The sequence below is a fragment of the Castellaniella denitrificans genome (assembly GCF_027214045.1).
Classification (GTDB): Bacteria; Pseudomonadota; Gammaproteobacteria; order Burkholderiales; family Burkholderiaceae_B; genus Castellaniella; species Castellaniella denitrificans_A.
The window spans coordinates 542,946-565,257 of sequence record NZ_JAPWHE010000001.1; the positions used below are offsets into that span (position 1 = coordinate 542,946).

Here is a 22,312-nt window from a genome sequence, read left to right on the forward strand (position 1 = left end):
CGTCGCGCGGCGCCTTCAGGCTGGCGTCCTTCAGATCGGCCTCGATGCGGGTCGTGGGGGGGGGGGGCCCCCCCCCGCCGGGCCCCCCCCCCCCCCCGGGGGGGCCCCCGGCCGCGGCGCCCGCCGCCGGCGGGGCCGCGCCCGCCTCGACATCGTCGGGCTGACGCCCGGAACCCATGCGCTTTCTCAAACGCTACTTCATCACCGGGCTGCTGATCTGGCTGCCGCTGGTCGCCACGGTCTGGGTGCTGACCATCCTGGTCGGCACCCTCATGTCCCTGGTGCCTTCGTTTCTGACGCCGCAGGCCCTGTTCGGGGTGTCGATCCCGGGTTTCGAGCTGATCCTGGTCCTGGCCGTGATCCTGCTCACGGGGCTTTTCTGCGCCAATTTCATCGGCCGCGCCATTCTGTCGCGTTGGGAATCCCTGCTGGGGCGCATCCCCCTGGTGCGCTCCATTTATAATTCGGTCAAGCAGGTCAGCGACACTGTGTTCGCGCCCAACGGCCAGGCCTTCCGGGAAGCCGTGCTGGTGCAGTATCCGCGCCAGGGCGCCTGGACCATCGGTTTCCTGACCGGTACCCCCTGTACCGAAATCGCCGCGCTGCTGGAAGGCGATTTCGTCAGCGTCTACGTGCCCACGACGCCGAACCCGACGTCGGGTTTTTTCCTGATGATGCCGCGCGCCGATGTCCAGGTGCTCGACATGTCGGTGGAAACGGCACTGAAATACATCGTGTCCATGGGCGTGGTGGCGCCGCCCGGCCTGCCGCCCCAGACACAGATGGATCTGCCCGCCGTGGAATCCCCCGGCGGGCGGCCCCATTGAAACCCGAACATTTCCTCAGACGGAGCCATTCTTGAACCGCACTTGCTACACCGGCGAGGTGTCCAAAGCCCACCTCGACCAGACCGTGACCCTGTTCGGCTGGGTCCATCGCCGTCGCGACCATGGCGGCGTGATCTTCATCGACCTGCGCGACCGCGCGGGCCTGGCCCAGGTGGTGGTGGACCCGGACAACAAGGCCGCGTTCGAGACCGCCGAGCGGATCCGCAACGAATACTGCCTGAGGATCACCGGCCTGGTGCGCCTGCGTCCCGCCGGGACCACCAACCCCGACCTGCTCTCGGGCGAGATCGAAATCCTCTGCCGCGAGATCGAGATCCTCAACGCCTCGGTCACGCCGCCGTTCCAGCTGGACGACGACAACCTGTCCGAGACCACGCGCCTGACGCACCGGGTGCTGGACCTGCGCCGTCCGCAGATGCAGCGCAACCTGATGCTGCGTTATCGCGTGTCCATGGTGGCGCGCAACTACCTGGACGCCCTGGGTTTCATCGACATCGAGACCCCGATGCTGACCCGCAGCACCCCGGAGGGCGCGCGCGACTACCTGGTGCCTTCGCGCGTGAACCCGGGCGAATTCTTCGCGCTGCCGCAGTCGCCGCAGTTGTTCAAGCAGATGCTGATGGTGTCGGGCTTCGACCGCTACTACCAGATCACCAAGTGCTTCCGCGACGAGGATCTGCGCGCCGACCGCCAGCCGGAATTCACCCAGATCGATTGCGAGACTTCCTTCCTGGACGAAGTCCAGATCCGCGAAATCTTCGAAGGCATGGTGCGCGAGATCTACCGCCAGGTGCTGGACGTGGCGCTGCCCGAATTCCCCGTCATGGGCTGGGAAGAAGCCATGCGCCGCTTCGGCTCGGACAAGCCCGACCTGCGCGTGAAGCTCGAATTCACCGATGTGGCCGATCTGATGCGCGACGTGGACTTCAAGGTCTTCTCGGGCCCGGCCAACGATCCGGCCAGCCGCGTGGTCGCCCTGCGCGTGCCGGGCGGCGCCAGCATGCCGCGCAGCGAGATCGACGCCTACACCCAGTTCGTCGGCATCTACGGCGCGCGCGGCCTGGCCTACATCAAGGTCAACGACGCCGCCTCGATTCCCGAGGGCCTGCAGTCCCCCATCGTCAAGAACATCCATGCCGACGCGCTGCGCGCCCTGATCGAACGCACCGGCGCGCGGGACGGCGACCTGATCTTCTTCGGCGCCGACCGTGCCAAGGTCGTCTCTGACGCCATCGGCGCCCTGCGCGTGAAGATCGGCCAGAGTGAATTCGGCCGGGCCAACGGGCTGTTCGAACCGGGCTGGAAGCCGCTGTGGGTGGTGGATTTCCCGATGTTCGAATACGACGAGGGCGAGGGCCGCTACACGGCCGCGCATCACCCCTTCACCTGCCCCAAGCCGGGTCACGAGGATCTGCTGGAGACCGATCCGGGCAAGGCCCTGGCGCGTGCCTATGACATGGTCATGAACGGTTGGGAAGTCGGCGGCGGTTCCGAGCGTATCCACCGGGCCGACGTGCAGCGCAAGGTCTTCAAGGCGCTGAAGATCGACGAGGAAGAAGCCCGCCTGAAATTCGGTTTCCTGCTCGACGCCTTGCAGTACGGCGCGCCGCCGCACGGCGGCCTGGCCTTCGGCCTGGACCGTCTGGTGACGCTGATGGCGGGCGCCGAATCCATCCGCGATGTGATCGCCTTCCCCAAGACGCAGCGCGCCCAATGCCTGCTGACGCAGGCGCCGTCGGCCGTGGACGAGAAGCAGTTGCGCGAACTGCACATCCGCCTGCGCCAGACGGAACCCAAGTAGGCGGGGAGGCCGGCCATGCCCGTCCTGCGGGTCGTCAGCTACAACATCCACAAGGGCCGTTCGGCCACGGGTGGGCGGGAATCGCTGGCCGACCTGCGCCTGGGCCTGTACGGCTTGCGGCCCGACCTGGTGTTCCTGCAGGAAGTCCAGGGCCGCAACCAGGTGCGCGGCAGCCTGGACGCCCAGCACGAATCCCTGGCGGCGGCCTTGCACATGCAGGTCGCCTACGGCTGCAACGCCGTGCGCCAATCGACGGATCACGGCAACGCGCTGCTGTCGCGCTACCCCATTCTTTATTACGAGAATCAGGACGTTTCCGACCACCGTCTGGAGCAGCGCGGGCTGCTGCACTGCGTGGTCGGGGTCGGGGACGTCCCTGTGCATTGCCTGGTGGTGCACCTGGGCCTGCTGGCGGGCGGGCGATCGCGCCAGGTGCAGGCGCTGGTGGACCGCATCAGCCGCCTGGTGCCCGCGCATGAGCCCTTGCTGATTGCCGGTGATTTCAATGACTGGAGCAATCGCCTGGCGCCGCTGTTCGTCGAGCAGTTGGGGCTGGTCGAGGTCTTTGCCGCCGCGCCGCGTGGACCGGACGAGATCTATCGGCTGCGCCGCACTGTGTCGCGCCTGCGCGAGCGCCTGACCTGGCTGCCCGGACAGGCGCTGCGCCGTGCGCCCGAACTGGCCATGAACGGGAACGCGCGCCTGACGCCGCCGCCCCGGACCTTTCCATCGGTGTTCCCCTGGCTGCGGCTGGACCGGATCTACCAGCGTGGTTTCGCCGTGCGCCGCGCGCGGGTGCTGCATGGTTCGCCCTGGAAGAAGCTCTCGGATCACGCGCCGCTGGTGGCGGAACTGGAGCTTCCCTGATCCGGGGCGGAACTTTTACACAGTCCGGCCGCCTAACTCTTGTTACCTTGAAATTAGCACTCTTTGCCATGGAGTGCTAACATCACTTCATTCAGTACGAGGACCCTGTCACCATGACCCCCTCTTCGTCCGCCCTGTCGCTTGCGCCGTCCCAGATCGCGCTGGCGATCGCCAATCCCGGCGCGCTCGGCACCATCGATGCCTACATCGGCGCCGTGAACCGGTTGCCGATGCTGACCGCCGAACGGGAGGCCGACCTGGGACGGCGTCTGCGCGATCATAACGATCTGGACGCCGCGCGCGACCTGATCCTGTCGCATCTGCGGCTGGTGGTTTCCATCGCCCGCCAGTACCTGGGCTACGGCCTGGCGCACGCGGACCTGATCCAGGAAGGCAATATCGGCCTGATGAAGGCCGTGCGCCGTTTCGACCCCGACCGCGGGGTGCGCCTGGTGTCCTTCGCCGTGCACTGGATCCGCGCCGAGATCCACGAATACGTGGTGCGCAACTGGCGCCTGGTCAAGATCGCCACCACCAAGGCGCAGCGCAAGCTGTTCTTCAACCTGCGCCGCATGCGGCCCGACGGTCACAGCCTGGCGCCGGACCAGGTCGCCGACATCGCCCGCGAACTCGACGTGCGGCCGGAAGACGTCGCCGAAATGGAGGTCCGCCTGTCGGGCGGCGATTGCGCGCTGGACGCGCCGTCCGACGACGAGGACCGCTACGCGCCGTCCGACTGGCTGGCCGACGAGGCCCAGGAGCCCGCCCGGGTGCTGGCGCGTCGCGGCATGGACGCGCTGCAGGGCGAGGGCCTGGAACACGCCTTGTCTTCCCTTGACGCGCGATCCCAGCATATCGTGCGCGCCCGCTGGCTGGCCGACGATGGCGGCGCCACGCTGCACGAACTGGCTGCGGAATATGGCATCTCCGCCGAACGGGTCCGCCAGATCGAATCGGCCGCCCTGAAGAAATTGCGCGTTGCCCTGAGCGAGCGGCAGGCGGATTTCGAGGCCGCCTGAGCCCTTCGGCGGCCGGTCATACTCTCTTGCATTTTTTCTCGCGGCAGGCCGTGAACTTTTGGCGCCGGGGGCGGACCAATTCTTCATGAGCGCGCGCCGGCCACGCCGGCCTCGCGTTCTGTCGTCCGCTTCTGCTTCTCCTCTTCCCCTCCCTATCGAAGCGGATGTTCACGGGATGCCGTCAGGCATCCCTTTTTTTATCTGTTTTCCAGAGTGCCGGCCCTCCGGGCCTGTAACATATCACCCGGGTGATCTGAGCGTATTTTCCCGACATGAAAATCGGCCTCTTGGTATTCGGACTGGCGGGCCTGCTGGCCCTGGTGTCCTTCATGCCCCCTCTGGCGGGGCGCCTGCGCCTGCCGTATTCCGTGCTGCTGGCCATCGTCGGCTTCATCCTGGGCGTCATCATCCATGTGCATGGCTGGGCGCCGGGCGTCGTCGCCGATTTCCTGGATACGCTGCAGCATTTCGAGATCTCCTCCGAGACCTTCCTGTTCGTTTTCCTGCCCGTGCTGCTGTTCGAGACGGCGCTGGCCACGAATCTGCGACGCCTGCTGGACGACATCAGTCCGATCCTGGTCATGGCGATCGTGGCCGTCGTGGTCTGCACCGTGGCGGTCGGCTTCTCCCTGGCGGCCATCTCCCCCTACGGGCTGGTGGTCTGCCTGATGCTGGGCGCCATCGTCGCCACCACCGATCCGGTGGCGGTCGTGGGCATTTTCCGCGAGGTCGGCGCGCCGCGTCGCCTCACCAATCTGGTCGAGGGCGAGGCCCTGTTCAATGATGCCGCCTCGATCGCCCTGTACTCGGTACTGCTCAGCGTCCTGTTCGGCGGCACGACGCCCTCCGTGGTGGAAATCTTCCGCAGTTTCGTGGTCAATTTCCTGGGAGGCGGCCTGGCTGGCCTGGTCATGGGGCGGGCGGCCATCGAATTGTTCAGGTGGCTGCGCGGCTGGCCCACGGCCGAGATCACTCTGACGGTGGCGCTGGCCTATCTGACGTTCTTCGTCGGCGAACACTACCTGGGGGTGTCGGGTGTGGTGGCCACCGTGATCGCCGGCCTGGTGGTGGGCTCCAGCGGCCGTACGCGCATGTCGCCCACGACCTTCGAGCAACTCGAAGGCGCCTGGGCCCAGTTCGGCTTTTGGGCCAATTCCCTGATTTTCCTGTTCGCCGCCATGCTGATTCCGCGCATGATGGCTGAAATCACCTGGATGGAAGTCCTGCTGATCCTGGTCGTGTTCATCGTCACTCTGGCGGCGCGCGCGGTCATCGTCTACGGGCTGCTGCCCCTTTTGGGCCGGCTGCGTCTCAGCACCGGTGTCAGCCCTTCTTATCGGGCGGTGATGCTGCTGGGCGGTCTGCGCGGGGCCGTATCACTGGCCCTGGCCCTGGCCGTCACCGAGCAGCCGGCGGTGCCCCACGAGGCGCGGCAGTTCATCGCCGTGGCCACGACCGGTTTCGTGCTCATGACTTTGTTCATCAACGGTCTGACGCTGCGGCCGTTGATCCACAGGCTGGGATTGAACCAGTTGTCGCCTGTGGACCGGACCTTGCGCGATCAGGCACAGATCGTGGAGCTCGAGGCCCTGCGCCTGAAGATCGACGACATCGCCCACAATGAGCATGTCGGGGGCGAGGTCCTGGAACGCCTGCATGCGGTATTCGACGCCAGCCAGGCCGGCATGGACGGGTCGCAGGTGCGCCAGTTGACCCTGGACCAGAAAGTCGCCGTCGGCATGGGCATGCTGGCCGGCCGCGAGGAGGAAATGTTCTTTGAGACCCTCAAGGCCCAGGTGGTGGACTGGCGTACGGCCGAATCCCTGCTGGCGCGCGCCGAGCGGCTGGGCGATGCGGTGCGTTCGGGTGGCCTGCGCGGCTTCGAGTCGGCAATCGATGGCGATCTGCGCTATTCCCATGCGTTCCGAATGGCGCTGCGCCTGCAACACCAGACCGGCTGGCAGGGCTGGCTGGTGCGCGAACTGGCCCAGCGGTTCACGAACCTGATGTGCAAATGGTCCGTGGCGCGCCGCCTGATCCAGTTCGCCCGCACCGACGTGCAGCCGCTGTTGGGGACGGAGGTCACGGACATCATCGTGGCGGCGCATCAGCGCCGCCTGACGTTGCTCGAAGGCGCGCTCCAGGCCCTGGCGCTGCAATATCCCAACTACGCCCAGTACCTCCAGGAAGCCTATCTGGCGCGCATGGCGCGCGCCATGGAACGCATGCGCTACCGCGACATGCTGGCGCACAATCTGATCAGCGGGGAAACGTATTCCGACCTGATCCAGCAGACGGATGCGCGCTGGGGCGCGCTGGAAAACAGCGGCGTGCTGGACATCACCATGAGCGCGGCGTCACTGGTGCAGCGGGTGCCCATGTTCGAGGGCATGGACGAGCGCACCATGTCGGCCATCCGCCGCGTGCTCAAACCCCGGCTGGTGCTGCCGGGCCAGGAAATCCAGATGCGATTCGGCCGCGGTCGCGCGATGTATTTCGTGGCTTCGGGCGCCGTGGTCCTGGATCTGCCGGACGGCACCACGGCGGAACTGGGCAGCGGCCAGATTTTCGGGGAAATGGCGCTGGCCATGGGGGATGATTTCCAGGCGCGCGCCCGGTCGCTGGGCTACAGCCGCTTGTTGATGCTCCAGGAACGTGACTTCAAACGCCTGCAGCAACAATATCCGATGCTGCGCGAGAAGATCGACCTGATCGTGCGCCAGCGTCAGCGGGCGATGGAGGTCTGGCGGCAGTTCGAATCCGGCGAGCGCCAGCACGAGCCGCTGCCGGATCTCGGCCGCGCGCCGGAGGAAGCGGCTCCGTCAGTGCATCCGTGAATCCGGCCGATCCCTCCGTGCCTGTCCTGTATGCGGACCGGATCGCACGGTCTCACAGGGTTTTGTCGAATGCTTCCGGTGTTTTGAGCCAACCATTGCCGATGCCATAGCCGGCCTTGAGCACCTGGACACCGAGCTGGTCAATGATGCTTGGACGAAACTCGGGATCTTGATTGGTGCCGGGCGTGGACTGGTTCGTACCGGTCGTGGACGGCTGGAATCCGATCAGAGGTTGCGTATCGTCGTCCCAGTCGAGGTGTGCGTTGAGATCCTGGATGCTGCAGCAGCGGTTGCCCAGCAGTGGACAGAAGATGTCGACCCTGTTTTGCGCCTGATTGACTCCGTGGACCACGACGAAGTGGCCGACGAGATTGCAGAGAAGCGGACCGTTCTTGTTAAGACCCTTGTAAATATCGTCGCACGAATAGGACTGTGGGTGCCGCGGTTGTACCTCTTCTGAGCGAAGCTGTTGTTTGTGCAAGGTCCCGAGCACCTCTTCTTTATAGAGGCCCTCGAGGAGGGGGCGGGAGTTCGTGGCCGGCGAGTAATCCCGACCATGGTATTTCAGGATCATGCTGGTGCTGGCATCGCCGCATGCGTTTGCGCGTTCCTGGAGTATGCCTTGCAGATCCACACGAACGGACGAATCGCGTAGGACACGTTGCTCCATCGCTTCAAAGAAATCCTGATGGTGCATCAGATCGGAGAAGATCGTCGTGCGGATATCCTTCAAGCTCAGGTTGTCGATCTCCTGGGTGCGGCCGGTTTTCGTGTCGAGAACCCGCACGCTGTTCGATGCGGTGTCGGACATTTCGTATGTCTTGCCCCGAACCTGGATGGTTAAGGGGATATCGGAACGATCAGGATCCCATTGGAGGAATGCTTTCCCCAGATCCAGCAGTTCGTTGCGCGTCTTTTCTTCCGCGCTGTTTTTGTAGACGGCATACAGGCCGAGAGTGACCACGCTCAGAAAAATGTCCAGGCCGCTTTTCTTGGGCTGGATCAGGTTTTCGGTGGCGATCGATTCGGCTTTGAGGGCCCCCACCGTGTTGCTCAAGGACTGTAGACTCATGACGGTTTTCTCCGGTAGCGACAAGTCGAACACACCATGCGGCGATTGTGAAATCATCGCCGAATGGACCTAGATCAGTAACAAACTCAGTCAGTAAGGTTCCAGTGTGTGCTGGCGTGTCGAGATGTATCGTGCCCCTGAGATCGGCCGGTACGCCGTTTATAGCAGCAGTTCGATGTCGTGCGCCATGTCTTCGGGGGTCAACGACGGCCCGAGGAGGGCGCGGGCCTCGCCCTCGCGGTCCATCAAGTAGAAGGCCGACGAGTGGTTCATGGCGTAGCGTTCCGGCGTCGGGCCGGGTTCCTTGGCGTAGAAGGCCTTGAAGGAGCGCGCGGTCTTGTCCAGCTGTTCGGGCGTGCCCGTCAGGCCGATGAAGGACGCGTCGAAGGCCCGCACATAGGCACCCAGGATGTCGGGCGTGTCGCGCGCGGGGTCCACGGAAACCATGATGACGCGCACGTCGCGGGCCCGGTCGCCCAGCAACTGCATGGTCTGGGCGGCTTGCGCCATGGCGGTGGGGCAGACGTCCGGGCATTGCGTGTAGCCGAAGAACACCAGCAGGATCTTGCCCCGGAAGTCCGCCAGCGTGCGCCGCTGGCCCGTGGAGTCGACCATGTCCAGGTCGCGACCCAGATGGGATCCGGTGATGTCGTTGCCTTCGAAGGGCAGGGGTTCGGCTTTCGAGGAGCAGCCCGGCAGCGCCAGGGTCAGGGGAAGGGCGGCGAGCGCGCCGGCCAGGAGCCGGCGGCGCGGAATCGAGAACGGCATGTCCATCATCCAGGTCGGTGAGTCGGCCAGGGCCGCGACAGCGCGCGCCCGGGTCGGGGTTCCGTCGGGTCAGGCCGGGATGTTCACCAGAACCAGGCCAACCCAGTGATCCAGCAGCAGCGCGGCGAACAGCAGCGCCAGGTAAAGGATCGAATAGTGAAACAGTTTACGCGCCCTGGCGTCCGTGTAGTTTCGATATAGCGCAAGGGATTGCCACACGAAGCGGCCGCTGAGCAGGCACGCGGCGGCCAGGTAGGCGGGGCCGCTCATGCGCACGACGTAGGGCATCACGGACGCCGCGAACAGCGCGATGCTGTAGAGCAGGATGTGCAGTTGGGTGAAGTTCTGGCCGTGCGTGACCGGCAGCATCGGCAGACCGGATTGCTCGTAGTCGTGGTGGCGGTACAAGGCCAGCGCCCAGAAGTGGGGCGGCGTCCAGATGAAGATGATCAGCACCAGCAGCCAGGCCTCGGCCGGCACGGCGTCGGCCATGGCGGCCCAGCCCAGGGCCGGGGGCATCGCGCCCGACAGGCCGCCGATGACGATGTTCTGTGGCGTGAGGGGCTTGAGGATGGCGGTGTAGATCAGGGCGTAGCCGACGAAACTGGCGAAGGTCAGCCACATGGTCAGCGCGTTGACCTGCGTGTACAGGATCCACATGCCGGCGCCGCCGAGCGCGCCGGCCATCAACAGGACCTGGTGGCCGGCGATCTGTCCCGAGGCCGTGCCGCGCCGTGCCGTGCGCAGCATGCGCGCGTCGGTTTCGCGTTCGACCAGGCAATTGATGGAGAAGGCGGCCGCCGACAACAGCCAGATCCCCACCGTGGCGTTCAACGCCCGCCACGGGTCGGGCAGGCCCGGCGTGGCCAGGAACATGCCGATCACGGCGCAGAACACGGCCAGTTGCGTGACGCGCGGCTTGGTGAGCGCCAGGTATTGGCGCAGCAGTGATGGGGATCGATGGTGGGCGGCGGCGATGGTCATATCGGCATTCTAGGCGCTTCCAGGGATTTCCGGTCGCGCGGCGGCTCATGGGTTTCCCTGCCCGGGATGGCGGGTTTTCCGGCCCTGGACAGGCGCCACAGCAGCGTGACGCCCACCAGGACCAGGCCGGCGGCGCCGCCGTTGTGTATCACGGCGATCAGCAGCGGCCATTGGAAGAAGATGGTGGTCAGCCCTGTCAGCAGTTGCAGGGCCAGCAGGGCCAGCAGCAGACGCGCGGGGCCGGCCAGGCCGGGTGTGCGGCGCCAGCGCCAGCCCAGGGCGCCCAGGAGGGCGATGACCAGGAAGGCGAAGTTGCGGTGAGTCCAGTGGATGGCGGTGAGCGCGTCCTGGGAGATGAGTTCCCCGGACGAGAGTTGTCCCAGGCCGCGCAGCAGGGCGTAGCCCTCGCGGAAGTCCATGGGCGGCAGCCAGGCGCCGTGGCAGGTGGGGAAATCCATGCAGGCCAGGGCCGCATAGTTGGTGCTGACCCAGCCGCCCAGCGCCACCTGCAGGAACAGCACGGCCAGAGCCAGGATCATCCAGGCGCGGCCGGCGCCCGGGTCGGCGGGGACCGGGGCGTGGGCCTTTTCCCGTGCGGCCAGCCAGGTCATCAGGGCCAGCAGGCCCATTCCCAGCACCAGGTGCGTGGTCACCACCAGCGGCATCAGCCGGTGGGTGACGGTCCAGGCGCCGAAGGCGCCCTGGACGCATACCATGACCAGCACGCAGCCGGCCAGCGCCGGGCTGCGGCCCGGCAGGCGGCGCAGGCGCCAGGCGCACAGGGCGATGGCGATGATCATCAGCCCCAGAAAGGCGCCCGCGTAGCGGTGGATCATCTCGATCCAGGCCTTGAAGGCGCTGACCGGGCCGTAGGGCATGGCCTCCAGTGCGGCGCGGATGTGCTCGCCGGCGCCCAGGGGGCTGAAATGACCGTAGCAGCCCGGCCAGTCGGGGCAGCCCAGGCCGGAATCGGTCAGGCGCACGAAGGCGCCGAACATGATCAGGTCCAGCGTCAGGAACCAGGCCAGGAACACCAGTTTGCGATAGCGTGCGAGCAGTCCGGGCGTCCGGTCCGGTGCGGGCGCATCCGGAGCGGCGGCGGGTGTTTCGACGGCGGCGCTTGCGATGCGGCTCATCAACCGATCCGGGAGTTCTTCAGCAGGGTGCGGATGTCGTCACGCACGGCTTCGGGCTGCTGCGCATCGGGGAAGCGCATCATCAGGTGACCCAGTGGGTCGACGATCCACAGTCCGCGCGCCAGTTCGGCGGCGGGGTCGGTCGCATCGGGCGCCAGCCAGGCCGCCAGCCGGGCGGGATCGGCGCGCAGGATGTGTGTGCCGGTGTAGGCTTCGTCGACCACAGGGGCCGCGGGCGCGTCGTCGGTGATGAACCAGACGCGTTCCAGCCGGTCGACTTCCTTGCCCTGGCTGGCGTGGGAATTGCGCAGCACGAACAGCCCGCGCACGCAGGACTCCGGGCAGGCGCCGGGCCCTGAACTGATCAACAGCCACTGGCCCTTGAGCTGGTTCAGGTCGTAGGGCCGGCCCTGTTCGTCCCGCAGGGCAAGGTCGCCGGGGATGGGGCGCTGCGGCTCGATCAGTTGGCCGTAGTGGGTGCGCGATTCGGGGCGCAGGCCCAGGGCCGGCACGTAGTAGGCCAGCAGGGCGAACGCCACCGGCGCCAGACAGACCAGCAGGATGGCGATGAGCGGGCGGATGGATCGGGTGCGGGCGGGTGAGGTCGTCGTCGTCATGCGTGCGGAGAAGGTGAGGGGCGGCGCAGGGTGCGCCAGGCCGTGATGCAGGCCGCGATCAGCGCGATCGCGGCGAAGCTGAACCATTGCAGGGCGTAGTTGTAGTTCTGGCCGGCGTTCGTCGAGGGGCCGGGCCAGTCCTGGACAAGATCCGCGTCAGGCGCGGGGGACTGCAGCATGACGACCGGCAGCAGATCCAGGCCGGTGGCTGTCGCCAGGGCATCCAGCGGCAGGTTCTGCATGCGGGGGGGGCGGCCGTCGGTGGCGGGGAAGGGGGTGGGCAGGGACGTGTCCGGTCGGCCGGTGAGGCTGCCCAGGTCGAACAGGCGAGGCACCCGGTGCAGCAGCGTGCCCTGGACCTGGACGGGGCCCGGCGCCGCGTCCACGTCCGGCAGCGTGGCGGGCGGCAATGGGCGGGCGATCCAGCCGCGCAGCACCAGGACGGCGGTGCCGGGGCTGTCCTCGAGTTCGAGCGGGGTTGCCACCCATAGGCCGGGCCGGCCTTTGAGGTTGCGATTGTCAAGGAGTACAGTAAAAGGATTCAGCCAGTGCCCCTGGGCGCTGGCCGGATGCCAGTCGGGGCCGTCGCGGTGCCGCGCATCCAGCGTCCGGGCCGGCGCCCGCCGGCCCGCCTCGATGGCGGCCAGCAGCGTTTCGCGTTCATGGGCGCGTCGCAGTTGCCATTGACCGGCGCCAACGCAGGCCGCGCCCAGCAACGCCAGCAGGACCAAGGCCAGGACGGCCTTCTTGCGGGATGCGGGTTGCGGCGGGGTCATACGATGCTTACATCCTGGTGTTGCGGGGAATACCCATGAAAATTCTGATCGTCGTGCTGTTCCTGGGGGTGCTCGTCAGCCTGGGCTCCGCCATGAAGTATCTCATGCAGGACCGGGGCCGCACCGACCGGATGGCCTGGGCGCTGACATGGCGGGTGGGGTTGTCGATCCTGCTGTTCCTGTTCCTGTTGCTGGCGCACGCGCTGGGCTGGATAAATCCGAACATGACATGAGGCCGGGCATGGGAACGCCCCTGCGGACTGTCCCATGCCCGTCGCATCCGGGCGGCTTGCAAGCCGCGGGGCGGAGGGATCCCTAGGCTGGAGATAGCCCCCCGCTGGCTGCTTACAGCCAGTAGACGAAGATGTACAGGCCCAGCCAGACCACATCCACGAAGTGCCAGTACCAGGCGGCGCCCTCGAAGCCGAAATGATGTTCGGCGGTGAAGTGCCCGCGCACCAGCCGCAGCCAGATCACGGACAGTATGGTGGCGCCCAGGATCACGTGGAAGCCATGGAAGCCGGTCAGCATGTAGAACAGCGCGCCGTAGGCGCCCGAGGTGAAGCGCAGGTTCAGTTCGGTGTAGGCATGATGGTATTCGTAGGCCTGGCAGGCCACGAAGGTGAAGCCCAGGACCACCGTCAGGCCCAGCCAGAAGATCGCCTTGGATCGGTGCGCCGCGCGCAGCGCATGGTGGGCGATGGTCAGCGTGACGCCCGAGGACAGCAGCAGCGCGGTGTTGATGGTGGGCAGCCAGAACGGGCCGACGGTCTGGAAGGATGCGATGGTGCCCGCCGGGCCCTGGTTCGGCCAGGTGCCGCTGAAGCCGGGCCACAGCAGGGTCTGGGTGTCCAGGCTGCTCAGCCATGGCGTGGTGACTTCGCGGGTGTACCACAGCGAGCCGAAGAAGGCGGAGAAGAACATCACCTCGGAGAAGATGAACCAGGCCATGCTCCAGCGGTAGGAGTGGTCGATGCGCTGGCTGTTCATGCCGCCTTCGGACTCGCGTATGGCGTCGCCGAACCAGCCGTAGAGCACGACGAACATGCACAGGATGCCGGCCAGGCAGAGCCAGGGGCCGATCGCGTAACTGTTGACCCACAGGGCAGCGCCGATCAGGGTGGCCAGCATGCTCAGGCTGGCCCGGATCGGGTGGACTGAATCCGGTGGGACGTAGTAGTAAGGGGGCTCGCCGGTGTGGGCCATCTGGGCGCTTGTCATTGTTGTCTCTCCTCTGGGTCTTCCGTCTTCTAGGCCGTCGCCAGACGCACGGCCAGTATCAGCAGCAATACGAACACCGCTCCGCCGATCAGGCCCGCCGCGATCAGGTGCGACGGGCGCAGATGCGACAGGTCATCGTCGTGGCCGGAGCGCTTGCGCAGCCCCAGGAACGCCCAGGCGACCGTGCGCATCGAGCGCAGAAAGGTGTTGCGTGATTCCGTCATCCCACGACCCCGTACAGGTTCGCGCGCACGAAGGTCCACACCAGGATGGCCACGGCGAACAGGGCCAGGACCCATCCCGTGCGGCGATTGCGGCGGCGTTGTTCAGGGGTCATGTCGAGCATCTCAGTGGCTGGCTTCATATTGGGGCGGCGTCACGAAGGTATGGTAGGGCGCGGGCGAGGGCACCGTCCATTCCAGGCCCTCGGCGCCTTCCCAGGGGTTGGCCGCCGCCGGCGCGCCGTGGCCGCGGACCGCCTTGATCACGATATAGGCCAGCAGCAACTGCGACAGGCCGAACCAGTAAGCGCCGATCGTGGCGATCTGGTGGAAGTCGGTGAACTGCGCGGCGTAGTCCGCGTAGCGGCGCGGCATGCCGGCCAGACCCAGGAAGTGCATCGGGAAGAAGGTGATGTTGAACGAGATCATCGTCATCCAGAAGTGCCACTTGCCCAGGCGTTCGTCGTACATGCGGCCGCACCATTTCGGCAACCAGTAATAGGTGGCGCCGAACAGGGCGAAGAGTGATCCGGCCACCAGCACGTAGTGGAAGTGCGCCACCACGTAGTAGGTGTCCTGGACCTGGATGTCGATCGGGGCGACCGCCAGCACCAGGCCGGTGAAGCCGCCGATGGTGAACACGAAGATGAAGCCGATGGCGAACAGCATCGGGGTTTCGAAGGTCATGGCGCCGCGCCACATGGTGGCCGTCCAGTTGAAGACCTTGACCCCCGTGGGAATGGAAATCAGCATCGTGCCGTACATGAAGAACAGCTGGGCGGTGACCGGCATGCCCGTGGTGAACATGTGGTGCGCCCACACCAGGAACGACAGGATGGCGATGGCGCAGATGGCGTACACCATCGATGCGTAGCCGAACAGCCGCTTGCGCGCGAAGGTCGGCACGATCTGCGACACCATCCCGAAGGCCGGCAGGATCATGATGTAGACCTCGGGATGGCCGAAGAACCAGAACACGTGCTGGTACAGCACCGGATCGCCGCCGCCGGCGGCGTTGAAGAAATGCGTGCCGAAATGGCGATCGGTGAGCAGCATCGTGACGGCGGCGGCCAGCACCGGCATCACGGCCAGCAGCAGGTAGGCCGTGACCAGCCAGGACCAGCAGAACAGCGGCATCTTCATCAGGGTCATGCCGGGGGCGCGCATGTTCAGGATGGTGACGATGATGTTGATCGCGCCCATGATCGAGGACGCGCCCAGGATGTGCACGGCGAAGATCGCGAAGTCCATGCCGGGACCCATCTGCAGCGACAGCGGCGCGTACATGGTCCATCCCGAGGCGTTGGCCCCGCCCGGCACGAAGAACGACGCCGTCAGCAGGATCGCGCCCACCGGCAGCAGCCAGAAGCTGAAGTTGTTCATCCGCGCGAACGCCATGTCGGACGCGCCGATCTGCAGCGGGATCATCCAGTTGGCGAAGCCCACGAAGGCGGGCATGATCGCGCCGAAGATCATGATCAGCCCGTGCATGGTAGTGAACTGGTTGAAGAGTTCGGGCTGGAAGAACTGGATGCCGGGTTCGAACAGTTCCGTGCGCAGCAACAGGGCGAGCGTGCCGCCCTCCAGCAACATGCAGAACGAGAAGATCAGGTACATCGTGCCGATGTCCTTGTGATTCGTGGCGAACACCCAGCGCCGCCAACCGTGCGGGACGTGGTGGGCGTGTTCGTCATGCCCGGCGTGGGGCGGAATGTGGTCGACCGTGACGCTGCTCATTGAATGTCTCCTTCCTGGGGCGCGTCGCCTTCCGGGCGGCGCGAGGAAATATCGTGTGAATTCGCCGTGTGGGTTGCGGTCCGGATCAGCGCAGGGCCTTGACGTCCGAGGGCTGGACGACGGGGTCGGGACCCTTTCCGGCATTGTCCCACGCGTTGCGCGTATAGGTGATGACCGCGGCGATCTGGGTGTCGCTGAGCTGGTCGCGGAAGGCGGCCATCGCCGTGCCCGGATGCCCGTTCAGGACCGTATCGATCTGGCCTTTCATGGGCGCCAGCACGAATTTGGTGCTGCCGTTCAGGGCCGGGAAGGTGCCCGGGATGCCCTGGCCGTTGGCCTGGTGACAGGCGACGCAGGTGGTGGAGAAGACCTGCTTGCCCTTGGCGATCAGTTCGTCCTTGGTCCAGGTCTTGTTCGGATCCTCGGAGGCGGCGGCCATGGCCGATTTTTGCTTGGCGGCCCAGGCGGCGTAGTCTTCCTGGGACTTCACTTCGACCACGATCGGCATGTAGGCGTGGTTCTTGCCACAGAGTTCGGCGCACTGGCCGCGGTAGATGCCGGGCTTGTCGGCGCGGAACCAGGTGTCGCGCAGGAAGCCGGGGATGGCGTCCTGCTTGACGCCCAGCTCGGGCACCATCCAGGCGTGGATCACGTCGGCGGCCGTCAGCACCACGCGGACCTTCTGGCCGACAGGCACCACCATGGGCTGGTCGACTTCCATCAGGTAGGTGTTGCCGATGGGCGCCTTGCCGTCGATCTGGTCCTGCGGCGTGGACAGGTTCGACAGGAATTGCACCCCCGCCGCCGGTCCGTCAAGGTATTCGTAGCCCCATTTCCATTGGTAGCCGGTGACTTTGACAGTCAGGTCCGCGCTGCTGGTGTCCTTCATGGCGACCACGGTGCGTGTGGCCGGGATGGCCATGCCGACGATGATCAGAAAGGGAATCACCGTCCAGGTGAGTTCCAGGCCGAGATGCTCTTCGAACTTGGCGGCCTTGTGGCCTTTGTCCTTGCGGTGGCGGATGATGGAATACAGCATCACGCCGAACACGCCGATGAAGATCAGCGTACAGATGATCAGCATCATCCAGTGCAGGGAATAGATTTCCCTTGCGATGGGGGTGACCCCGGTGTGCAGATTCAGCTGGTTGACCCCCGGACCTCCCGGCATGTCCTGAACCTGCGCCCCGGCGGCTGTCGCCCACGACAGCGCGATCATGCCCAACGTCCCTCTGACCATCTTCATGTTGTCCCTTTGGTTGGCGTGTATTTTTTCAGGGTCGATTGACCTTCGTCAAAGAAGCGTTCAAGAACAATCGGCCACCGCACACATGGTTGGATCGCCAGGCCGTAAAATGAATCGCGGAAGCTGCAGCCCGGGGTACCCTTATAAACCTGAAGGGATTATAGCCACTGACCGGGGCTTGTACAGGCGTGCCCGCGGCCTGTTCATCGGCTTTTCCGGGTTTCCACCAATCCCCGCCGCCCGTATTTCAAGGATTCGTCGGACACGCGACGTCTCCAGCCGGGACATCTCTCCACGTCGCGCCTTGCAAGGCGCTCCGATTCGATCGGCACGCGGCGTCTCCAGCCGGGGCATCTCTCCACGTCGCGCCTTGCAGGGCGCTCCGATTCGATCGGCACGCGGCGTCTCCAGCCGGGGCATCTCTCCACGTCGCGCCTTGCAAGGCGCTCCGATTCGATCGGCACGCGACAGTCCGCAGGGGACTGTCGCGTGTCCGATCTCATCCACTACAATCCTGCGATGGAATCTTTTTCAGCGGCCTTTGTCTTGGACGACATCCTGGCGCGCAATGCGCGCCTGGTGCGCCGCGCCCAGCAGTTGCCGCCCGCGGGTGCCCGGCCGGCCACCGTCTCGGGCCGGGTCGGCGGCTGGATCGGCCCCGCCGCGCTCGCGGCCGTCGCCGGCCTGCCGGGTGTCCACATCGAACCCGAGGCCGTGCATTTCACTGCCGCGCCCGCCGCACGGCTGGGTCTGGATGCCGTGCTGCACGGGGTGGCGCTGGCCTTGCGGGATGCCGGCTGCATCCGCGCCTGGCGCGACGAACTGCTGGACGTCATGGCCGAAGGCCGGCCGCTGGGCCGCATCGAGCGCGGCGCCGTGCGTCCCCTGGGCCTGCTCACGCAGGCCGTCCACCTGAATGGCTGGTCTCCGGACGGGCGCCTCTGGGTGGCGCGCCGCGCCCTGAACAAAACCACCGATCCCGGCTTGTGGGACACCCTGGCGGGCGGGCTGGTCGCCGCGGGCGAGGACCCGGAATCCGCGTTGCTGCGCGAAACCCTCGAAGAGGCCGGGCTGCCGGCCGTGGCGCTGGCCGCGCATGGCCCGCTGCGCACGGTGCTGCGCATGCACCGCCGCCTGGAAGACGGCTACCAGGTCGAGAACGTGCTGCTCAGCGATTGCGTGCTGGACGCGGGTGCCGTGCCCCGCAACCTGGATGGCGAGGTGCTCGAATTCCGCTGCCTGGCAATGGCGGATCTGTGGGATATGATCACCCATGGCGCCTTCACGCTGGAAGCCGAACTGGCCATCCTGGATTCGCTGCGGCATCGCCTGCGTGCCGACGTTGCGTGAACGCGAACAAGCCCTGACTCAATCATCCCGGCATGGTGCCGGCGGAGGCAATCCATCATGGCGCAAGACTCCACCACCAATCCTTTCGTGCTGCCCGGTTTCGGCCAGCAGGGCGATGCCGCCCGCAACCCGCTGTTCGCCGGCCTGGACATGATGCGCCAGGCGTGGCAGAACATGGCGGGCGCCGGCGGTCTGGACGCCGCGCAGTTGACGCCCATGTCCCTGGAGGATCTCGACCGGCGCATCCGTGAACTGCAGACGGTGCAGAACTGGCTGCAGTTGAACGCCACGATGTTGGCCAACACCATCCAGGGCATGGAAATCCAGCGCAGCACCCTGAGCACCCTGAAGTCCTTCGCCGGCGGCGCTTTCCCGGGTGCGGCGCCTGAAGCCGCCAGCCCCGCCGGCGCGGCCGACGCGGCCGGCTCCGACTATGCCCGCGCGGCGGGCGACTGGTGGAACCTGGTGCAGCAACAGTTCGAACAGTTGGCGACCGCGACCGCCGCCGGCTTGCAGGGGATGGCCGAATCCGCCGAGCAGGCGGCGGCTCCGGCCAAGGCCAGGACCTCCCCGGCTCGCAAGAAACCGGCCTCGGCGCGCAAATCGACGACTGGCAAAGCCCCCGCCAAGAAGGCATCCGGGCGGTCCCGCGCCTAGGTCTGTTGCGCCGATTTGATTCCCGGGTCCGGTCCGCGCGGCCGGACCCTTCGATTCCACACCCACGCTTCCCCTCATGCTGAACATCATCATTCTGGCCGCCGGACTGGGCAAACGCATGCAGTCCGACCTGCCCAAGGTCCTGCATCCGATCGCCGGCAAGCCCATGCTGGCTCATGTCCTGGATTCCGCGCGCGCCCTGTCGCCGGACCGGATCGTGGTCGTCACTGGCCATGGCGCCGAACGGGTCCAGGCGACCTTCGCGGGGCAGGATCTGAGCTTCGCCCTGCAGCAGCCCCAACTGGGCACGGGCCACGCCGTGATGCAGGCCTTGCCCCTGTTGCTGGAGGGCGATGCGGACGATGTCAGTCTGGTGCTGTATGGCGACGTGCCGCTGGTGCGCTCGGACACCCTGCGGGCGCTGCTCCAGGCGCGCGGTCAAGGGCTGGCGCTGTTGACCGAGACGCTGGCGAATCCCGCCGGCTACGGCCGCATCGTGCGCGATGACCAGGGCCGCATCCGCCGCATCGTCGAGCACAAGGATGCCGGTCCCGACGAGCTTGCCATCCACGAGGTCAACACAGGCATCCTGGCCGCGCCCACGGCGGCGCTGCGCGATTGGCTGGGCCGGGTCGACAATTGCAACGCCCAGGGCGAATACTATCTGACCGACATTGTCGGTCTGGCCGTCGCCGACGGGGTGTCCGTGTCGCACGCACAGCCTTCCGCCGGTTGGGAAACCCTGGGGGTCAACAGCCGCGTCCAGCAGGCCCAGCTTGAACGTGTCTGGCAGGGCGAGCAGGCACGCGTGCTGCTCGAACAGGGCGTTACCCTGGCCGATCCGGCGCGCTTCGACCTGCGCGGCGCCCTGGCTTGCGGTCGCGATGTCTTCATCGATGTGGGCTGCGTGTTCGAGGGCGAGGTCCATCTGGCCGACGGCGTGCGCATCGGGCCGCATTGCGTGATCCGCGACGCGCGCATCGGCGCGGGCACCGTGCTGGACGCCTATACCCATGTCGAAGGTGCCCGGGTGGCCGAGGCGGCCCGGATCGGGCCCTATGCCCGTCTGCGGCCGGGGGCCGACATCGGACCGGACGCGCACGTGGGCAATTTCGTCGAACTGAAGAAGACCCGCCTGGGCCGGGGCTCCAAGGCCAACCACCTGGCCTATCTGGGCGACGCCGAGATCGGCGAGCGCGTCAACGTCGGCGCGGGCACGATCACCTGCAACTACGATGGCGTCAATAAATTCCAGACGGTGATCGAGGACGACGCCTTCATCGGCTCGGACACCCAGCTGGTCGCGCCCGTGCGGGTCGGCAGGGGCGCCACGCTGGGCGCGGGCACGACATTGACGCGGGATGCGCCCGCAGGCGAGCTGACCCTGTCGCGGACGCGGCAGCAGTCCGTTCCGGGCTGGAAGCGGCCGACGCGCAAATCGTGACGATGCCGGGGGCGTCGTGCGCATCCTGCATCTGAATCTGGAAAAAGGCTGGCGGGGCGGTGAACGCCAGACCCTGCTGACCTTGCGTGGTTTGCGCGCGGGCGGCCACGAGGTCGCCCTGGCCGCGCGGACTCGCGGTCCCCTGGCCGAGCGCGCCGCCGCAGAAGGCATTCCGGTGCTCGCCTGCGGCGGCGTCCCGGGCCTGGCGCGCGTCCTGCTGATGTCGGGCTGGCGCTACGATGTGCTGCATGCGCAGACGGCACAGGCCATGAGTCTGCTGGCGATTTTGCGGCCGGTGTTGCGTGCCGCGCTGGTGTTCACGCGCCGCACGGCCTTCGACGCCCCTGGCGCGACGGCACGCCACCGCTGGAAATGGGCGCGCGCGGATGCCCTGGTGGCGATCAGCGAGGCCGCCGCCGCCGCGCCCCGGGCGCTGGGCTTGCCCGTCACCGTCATCCCCAGCGCGGTCGAGGCCTCGCCGGCCGATCCCGAAGGGGTGGCGGACTTGCGGGCGCGATTCGGCCTGGACGACCGGCGCGTGCTGGTCACGGCGGCGGCGCTCAGCCCCGAAAAAGACCCGCTCACCCTGATCGAGGCGGTCTCGATCCTGCGTCGCGACCATCCTGACGTGCTGTGCCTGCATTGCGGCGCGGACGGCGCCGCGGCCGGCGCGGCGCGCGCACGCGTCGCCGAGCTGGGTCTGGGCGATCATTACCGGTTCGCGGGTTTCCAGTCCCGCGTGGCCGACGCGCTTTCGCTGGCCGATGTCTACGTCAGCAGTTCGCGTTTCGAGGCCCTGGGCACCAGCGTGCTGGACGCCTGCCTGGCCGGTTTGCCGGTGGTCGCCACGGACGTGGGCGGACATCGGGAGATCCTGGCGCCGGATCGCGGCCTGCTGGCGCCCGTTGGCGATGCCGGCACCCTGGCGCGTCGTGTCGCCTGGGCGCTGGATCATCCGGAAGCCGCTCGTGCCATGGGTGAACGGGCACGGGCGATGGTGGCGCGTGAATATGCCGTGCCGGCGATGGTGGCGCGTTACGAAAGCCTGTATCGCGGGCTGCGGCGGGCTTAGGCTTTTACAGCGGGCGCAGGGTTTCGCGGTATTGCCGCCCGCGCTCCACGTAGTGGTGCGCGCCGGCGTCCATGGCGGCGATCTCTTCGTCGCTGAGGGTGCGCACCGCCTTGGCCGGCGAGCCCAGGATCAACGAGCGTTCCGGAAACGTCTTGCCTTCGGTGACCAGCGCGCCCGCCCCGACCAGGCTGTGTCGGCCGATCACGGCGCCGTTCAGGACGACGGCCTGGATGCCGATCAGCGCGCCGTCTTCCACCGTGCAGCCGTGCAGCATGGCCTGGTGGCCCACCGTGACGCCGCGGCCGATGCGCAGCGGCTTGCCCGCGTCCACGTGCAGCACGGCGCCTTCCTGGATGCTGCTGTTTTCGCCGACGACGATGGGCTCGTTGTCGGCGCGGATCACGGCGCCGGGCCAGACGCTGGCGCCGGCCCGCAGCGTCACGGCGCCGATCAGGGTGGCCTCGGCCGCCACGAAGGCGGACGGATCGATGTGCGGGGTCAGGTCCCCCAGGGCGTAACAGGTCATCGGGCGGTCTCCGGACAAGCCGCGCGACACGCCGGCCTTGCCGTCCTGGACGGCCGGGCCGGCGCGGGCGGCGGGGTGTCGCTCGATGGTAGCACGCCCTTCCGGGCGAGATG

At 66.9% G+C, this 22,312-nt stretch carries 22 protein-coding genes; 10 read left to right on the forward strand and 12 right to left on the reverse strand.

Annotation, left to right across the window (positions count from 1 at the left end; all coding sequences use genetic code 11):
- Window positions 1-176 precede the first annotated feature (176 nt).
- The 5 genes from O4H32_RS02625 to O4H32_RS02645 all read left to right on the forward strand — a co-directional run bounded on the left by O4H32_RS02625 (window position 177) and on the right by O4H32_RS02645 (window position 7,372).
- A complete protein-coding gene (locus O4H32_RS02625) occupies window positions 177-827 on the forward strand; it encodes a DUF502 domain-containing protein (protein WP_269356424.1) in 651 nt (216 codons plus the stop codon).
- A gap of 31 nt (window positions 828-858) precedes the next feature.
- Entirely contained in the window at window positions 859-2,649 is a 1,791-nt protein-coding gene (aspS, locus tag O4H32_RS02630) for an aspartate--tRNA ligase (protein ID WP_269356426.1), read from the forward strand.
- 15 nt (window positions 2,650-2,664) lie between these two features.
- On the forward strand, window positions 2,665-3,516 hold the full coding sequence (locus tag O4H32_RS02635) for an endonuclease/exonuclease/phosphatase family protein (protein ID WP_269356428.1): 852 nt from the start codon (window positions 2,665-2,667) through the stop codon (window positions 3,514-3,516).
- Window positions 3,517-3,629: 113 nt separating this feature from the next.
- The gene (gene rpoH / locus O4H32_RS02640; RefSeq protein ID WP_269356430.1) at window positions 3,630-4,535 is read left to right on the forward strand and encodes an RNA polymerase sigma factor RpoH; all 906 of its coding nucleotides are present in this window, start codon (window positions 3,630-3,632) and stop codon (window positions 4,533-4,535) included.
- Window positions 4,536-4,807: 272 nt separating this feature from the next.
- The gene (locus O4H32_RS02645) at window positions 4,808-7,372 is read left to right on the forward strand and encodes a cation:proton antiporter (RefSeq protein ID WP_269356432.1); all 2,565 of its coding nucleotides are present in this window, start codon (window positions 4,808-4,810) and stop codon (window positions 7,370-7,372) included.
- A 52-nt stretch (window positions 7,373-7,424) separates the two neighbouring features.
- On the opposite strand, the gene O4H32_RS02650 is transcribed toward O4H32_RS02645, so the two are convergent.
- The 6 genes from O4H32_RS02650 to O4H32_RS02675 form a co-directional block, all read right to left on the reverse strand.
- On the reverse strand, window positions 7,425-8,429 hold the full coding sequence (locus O4H32_RS02650) for a papain-like cysteine protease family protein (protein WP_269356433.1): 1,005 nt from the start codon (window positions 8,427-8,429) through the stop codon (window positions 7,425-7,427).
- Between the two features lie 174 nt (window positions 8,430-8,603).
- Window positions 8,604-9,218 (reverse strand): SCO family protein, encoded by a 615-nt coding sequence (locus tag O4H32_RS02655; RefSeq protein WP_269356952.1) that lies wholly within the window; start codon window positions 9,216-9,218, stop codon window positions 8,604-8,606.
- Between the two features lie 63 nt (window positions 9,219-9,281).
- Window positions 9,282-10,196 carry a heme o synthase gene (cyoE, locus tag O4H32_RS02660; RefSeq protein ID WP_269356435.1) on the reverse strand — a complete coding sequence of 305 codons (915 nt, stop codon included), beginning with the start codon at window positions 10,194-10,196 and terminating at the stop codon, window positions 9,282-9,284.
- Entirely contained in the window at window positions 10,193-11,332 is a 1,140-nt protein-coding gene (locus O4H32_RS02665; protein ID WP_269356437.1) for a COX15/CtaA family protein, read from the reverse strand. Before O4H32_RS02665 ends, cyoE begins: the two co-directional genes overlap by 4 nt.
- Window positions 11,332-11,949: an SCO family protein gene (locus tag O4H32_RS02670; RefSeq protein ID WP_269356438.1), complete on the reverse strand. Its 618-nt coding sequence runs from the start codon at window positions 11,947-11,949 to the stop codon at window positions 11,332-11,334. Before O4H32_RS02670 ends, O4H32_RS02665 begins: the two co-directional genes overlap by 1 nt.
- Window positions 11,946-12,725 carry an SURF1 family protein gene (locus tag O4H32_RS02675; RefSeq protein WP_269356440.1) on the reverse strand — a complete coding sequence of 260 codons (780 nt, stop codon included), beginning with the start codon at window positions 12,723-12,725 and terminating at the stop codon, window positions 11,946-11,948. Before O4H32_RS02675 ends, O4H32_RS02670 begins: the two co-directional genes overlap by 4 nt.
- 35 nt (window positions 12,726-12,760) lie before the next feature.
- On the opposite strand from O4H32_RS02675, the gene O4H32_RS02680 reads away from it, so the two are divergent.
- Complete coding sequence (locus tag O4H32_RS02680) at window positions 12,761-12,958, forward strand: twin transmembrane helix small protein (RefSeq protein ID WP_269356442.1); 198 nt, start codon at window positions 12,761-12,763, stop codon at window positions 12,956-12,958.
- Window positions 12,959-13,070: 112 nt separating this feature from the next.
- Here O4H32_RS02680 and O4H32_RS02685 read toward each other — a convergent pair whose 3' ends face one another.
- The 5 genes from O4H32_RS02685 to coxB form a co-directional block, all read right to left on the reverse strand.
- Entirely contained in the window at window positions 13,071-13,946 is an 876-nt protein-coding gene (locus O4H32_RS02685; RefSeq protein ID WP_269356443.1) for a cytochrome c oxidase subunit 3, read from the reverse strand.
- Between the two features lie 29 nt (window positions 13,947-13,975).
- Window positions 13,976-14,170 carry a DUF2970 domain-containing protein gene (locus O4H32_RS02690; protein ID WP_269356445.1) on the reverse strand — a complete coding sequence of 65 codons (195 nt, stop codon included), beginning with the start codon at window positions 14,168-14,170 and terminating at the stop codon, window positions 13,976-13,978.
- Entirely contained in the window at window positions 14,167-14,283 is a 117-nt protein-coding gene (locus tag O4H32_RS02695; RefSeq protein ID WP_269356447.1) for a cytochrome oxidase small assembly protein, read from the reverse strand. The genes O4H32_RS02690 and O4H32_RS02695 overlap by 4 nt, the downstream gene beginning before the upstream one ends.
- 10 nt (window positions 14,284-14,293) lie before the next feature.
- The gene (ctaD, locus tag O4H32_RS02700; protein WP_269356449.1) at window positions 14,294-15,904 is read right to left on the reverse strand and encodes a cytochrome c oxidase subunit I; all 1,611 of its coding nucleotides are present in this window, start codon (window positions 15,902-15,904) and stop codon (window positions 14,294-14,296) included.
- An 85-nt stretch (window positions 15,905-15,989) separates the two neighbouring features.
- Window positions 15,990-17,150 (reverse strand): cytochrome c oxidase subunit II, encoded by a 1,161-nt coding sequence (gene coxB / locus O4H32_RS02705; protein ID WP_269356451.1) that lies wholly within the window; start codon window positions 17,148-17,150, stop codon window positions 15,990-15,992.
- Between the two features lie 546 nt (window positions 17,151-17,696).
- Between coxB and O4H32_RS02710 the strand changes: the two genes are divergently transcribed.
- The 4 genes from O4H32_RS02710 to O4H32_RS02725 all read left to right on the forward strand — a co-directional run bounded on the left by O4H32_RS02710 (window position 17,697) and on the right by O4H32_RS02725 (window position 21,673).
- On the forward strand, window positions 17,697-18,500 hold the full coding sequence (locus tag O4H32_RS02710; RefSeq protein WP_269356453.1) for an NUDIX hydrolase: 804 nt from the start codon (window positions 17,697-17,699) through the stop codon (window positions 18,498-18,500).
- 57 nt (window positions 18,501-18,557) lie between these two features.
- Window positions 18,558-19,157, forward strand: a complete 600-nt coding sequence (locus tag O4H32_RS02715; protein WP_269356455.1) for a PhaM family polyhydroxyalkanoate granule multifunctional regulatory protein — start codon at window positions 18,558-18,560, stop codon at window positions 19,155-19,157.
- 76 nt (window positions 19,158-19,233) lie between these two features.
- Window positions 19,234-20,601, forward strand: coding sequence for a bifunctional UDP-N-acetylglucosamine diphosphorylase/glucosamine-1-phosphate N-acetyltransferase GlmU (gene glmU / locus O4H32_RS02720; protein WP_269356457.1), 1,368 nt, complete (start codon window positions 19,234-19,236; stop codon window positions 20,599-20,601).
- A 16-nt stretch (window positions 20,602-20,617) separates the two neighbouring features.
- The gene (locus tag O4H32_RS02725) at window positions 20,618-21,673 is read left to right on the forward strand and encodes a glycosyltransferase (protein WP_269356459.1); all 1,056 of its coding nucleotides are present in this window, start codon (window positions 20,618-20,620) and stop codon (window positions 21,671-21,673) included.
- A 4-nt stretch (window positions 21,674-21,677) separates the two neighbouring features.
- On the opposite strand, the gene O4H32_RS02730 is transcribed toward O4H32_RS02725, so the two are convergent.
- A complete protein-coding gene (locus O4H32_RS02730; protein WP_269356461.1) occupies window positions 21,678-22,199 on the reverse strand; it encodes a gamma carbonic anhydrase family protein in 522 nt (173 codons plus the stop codon).
- Window positions 22,200-22,312: the final 113 nt, after the last annotated feature.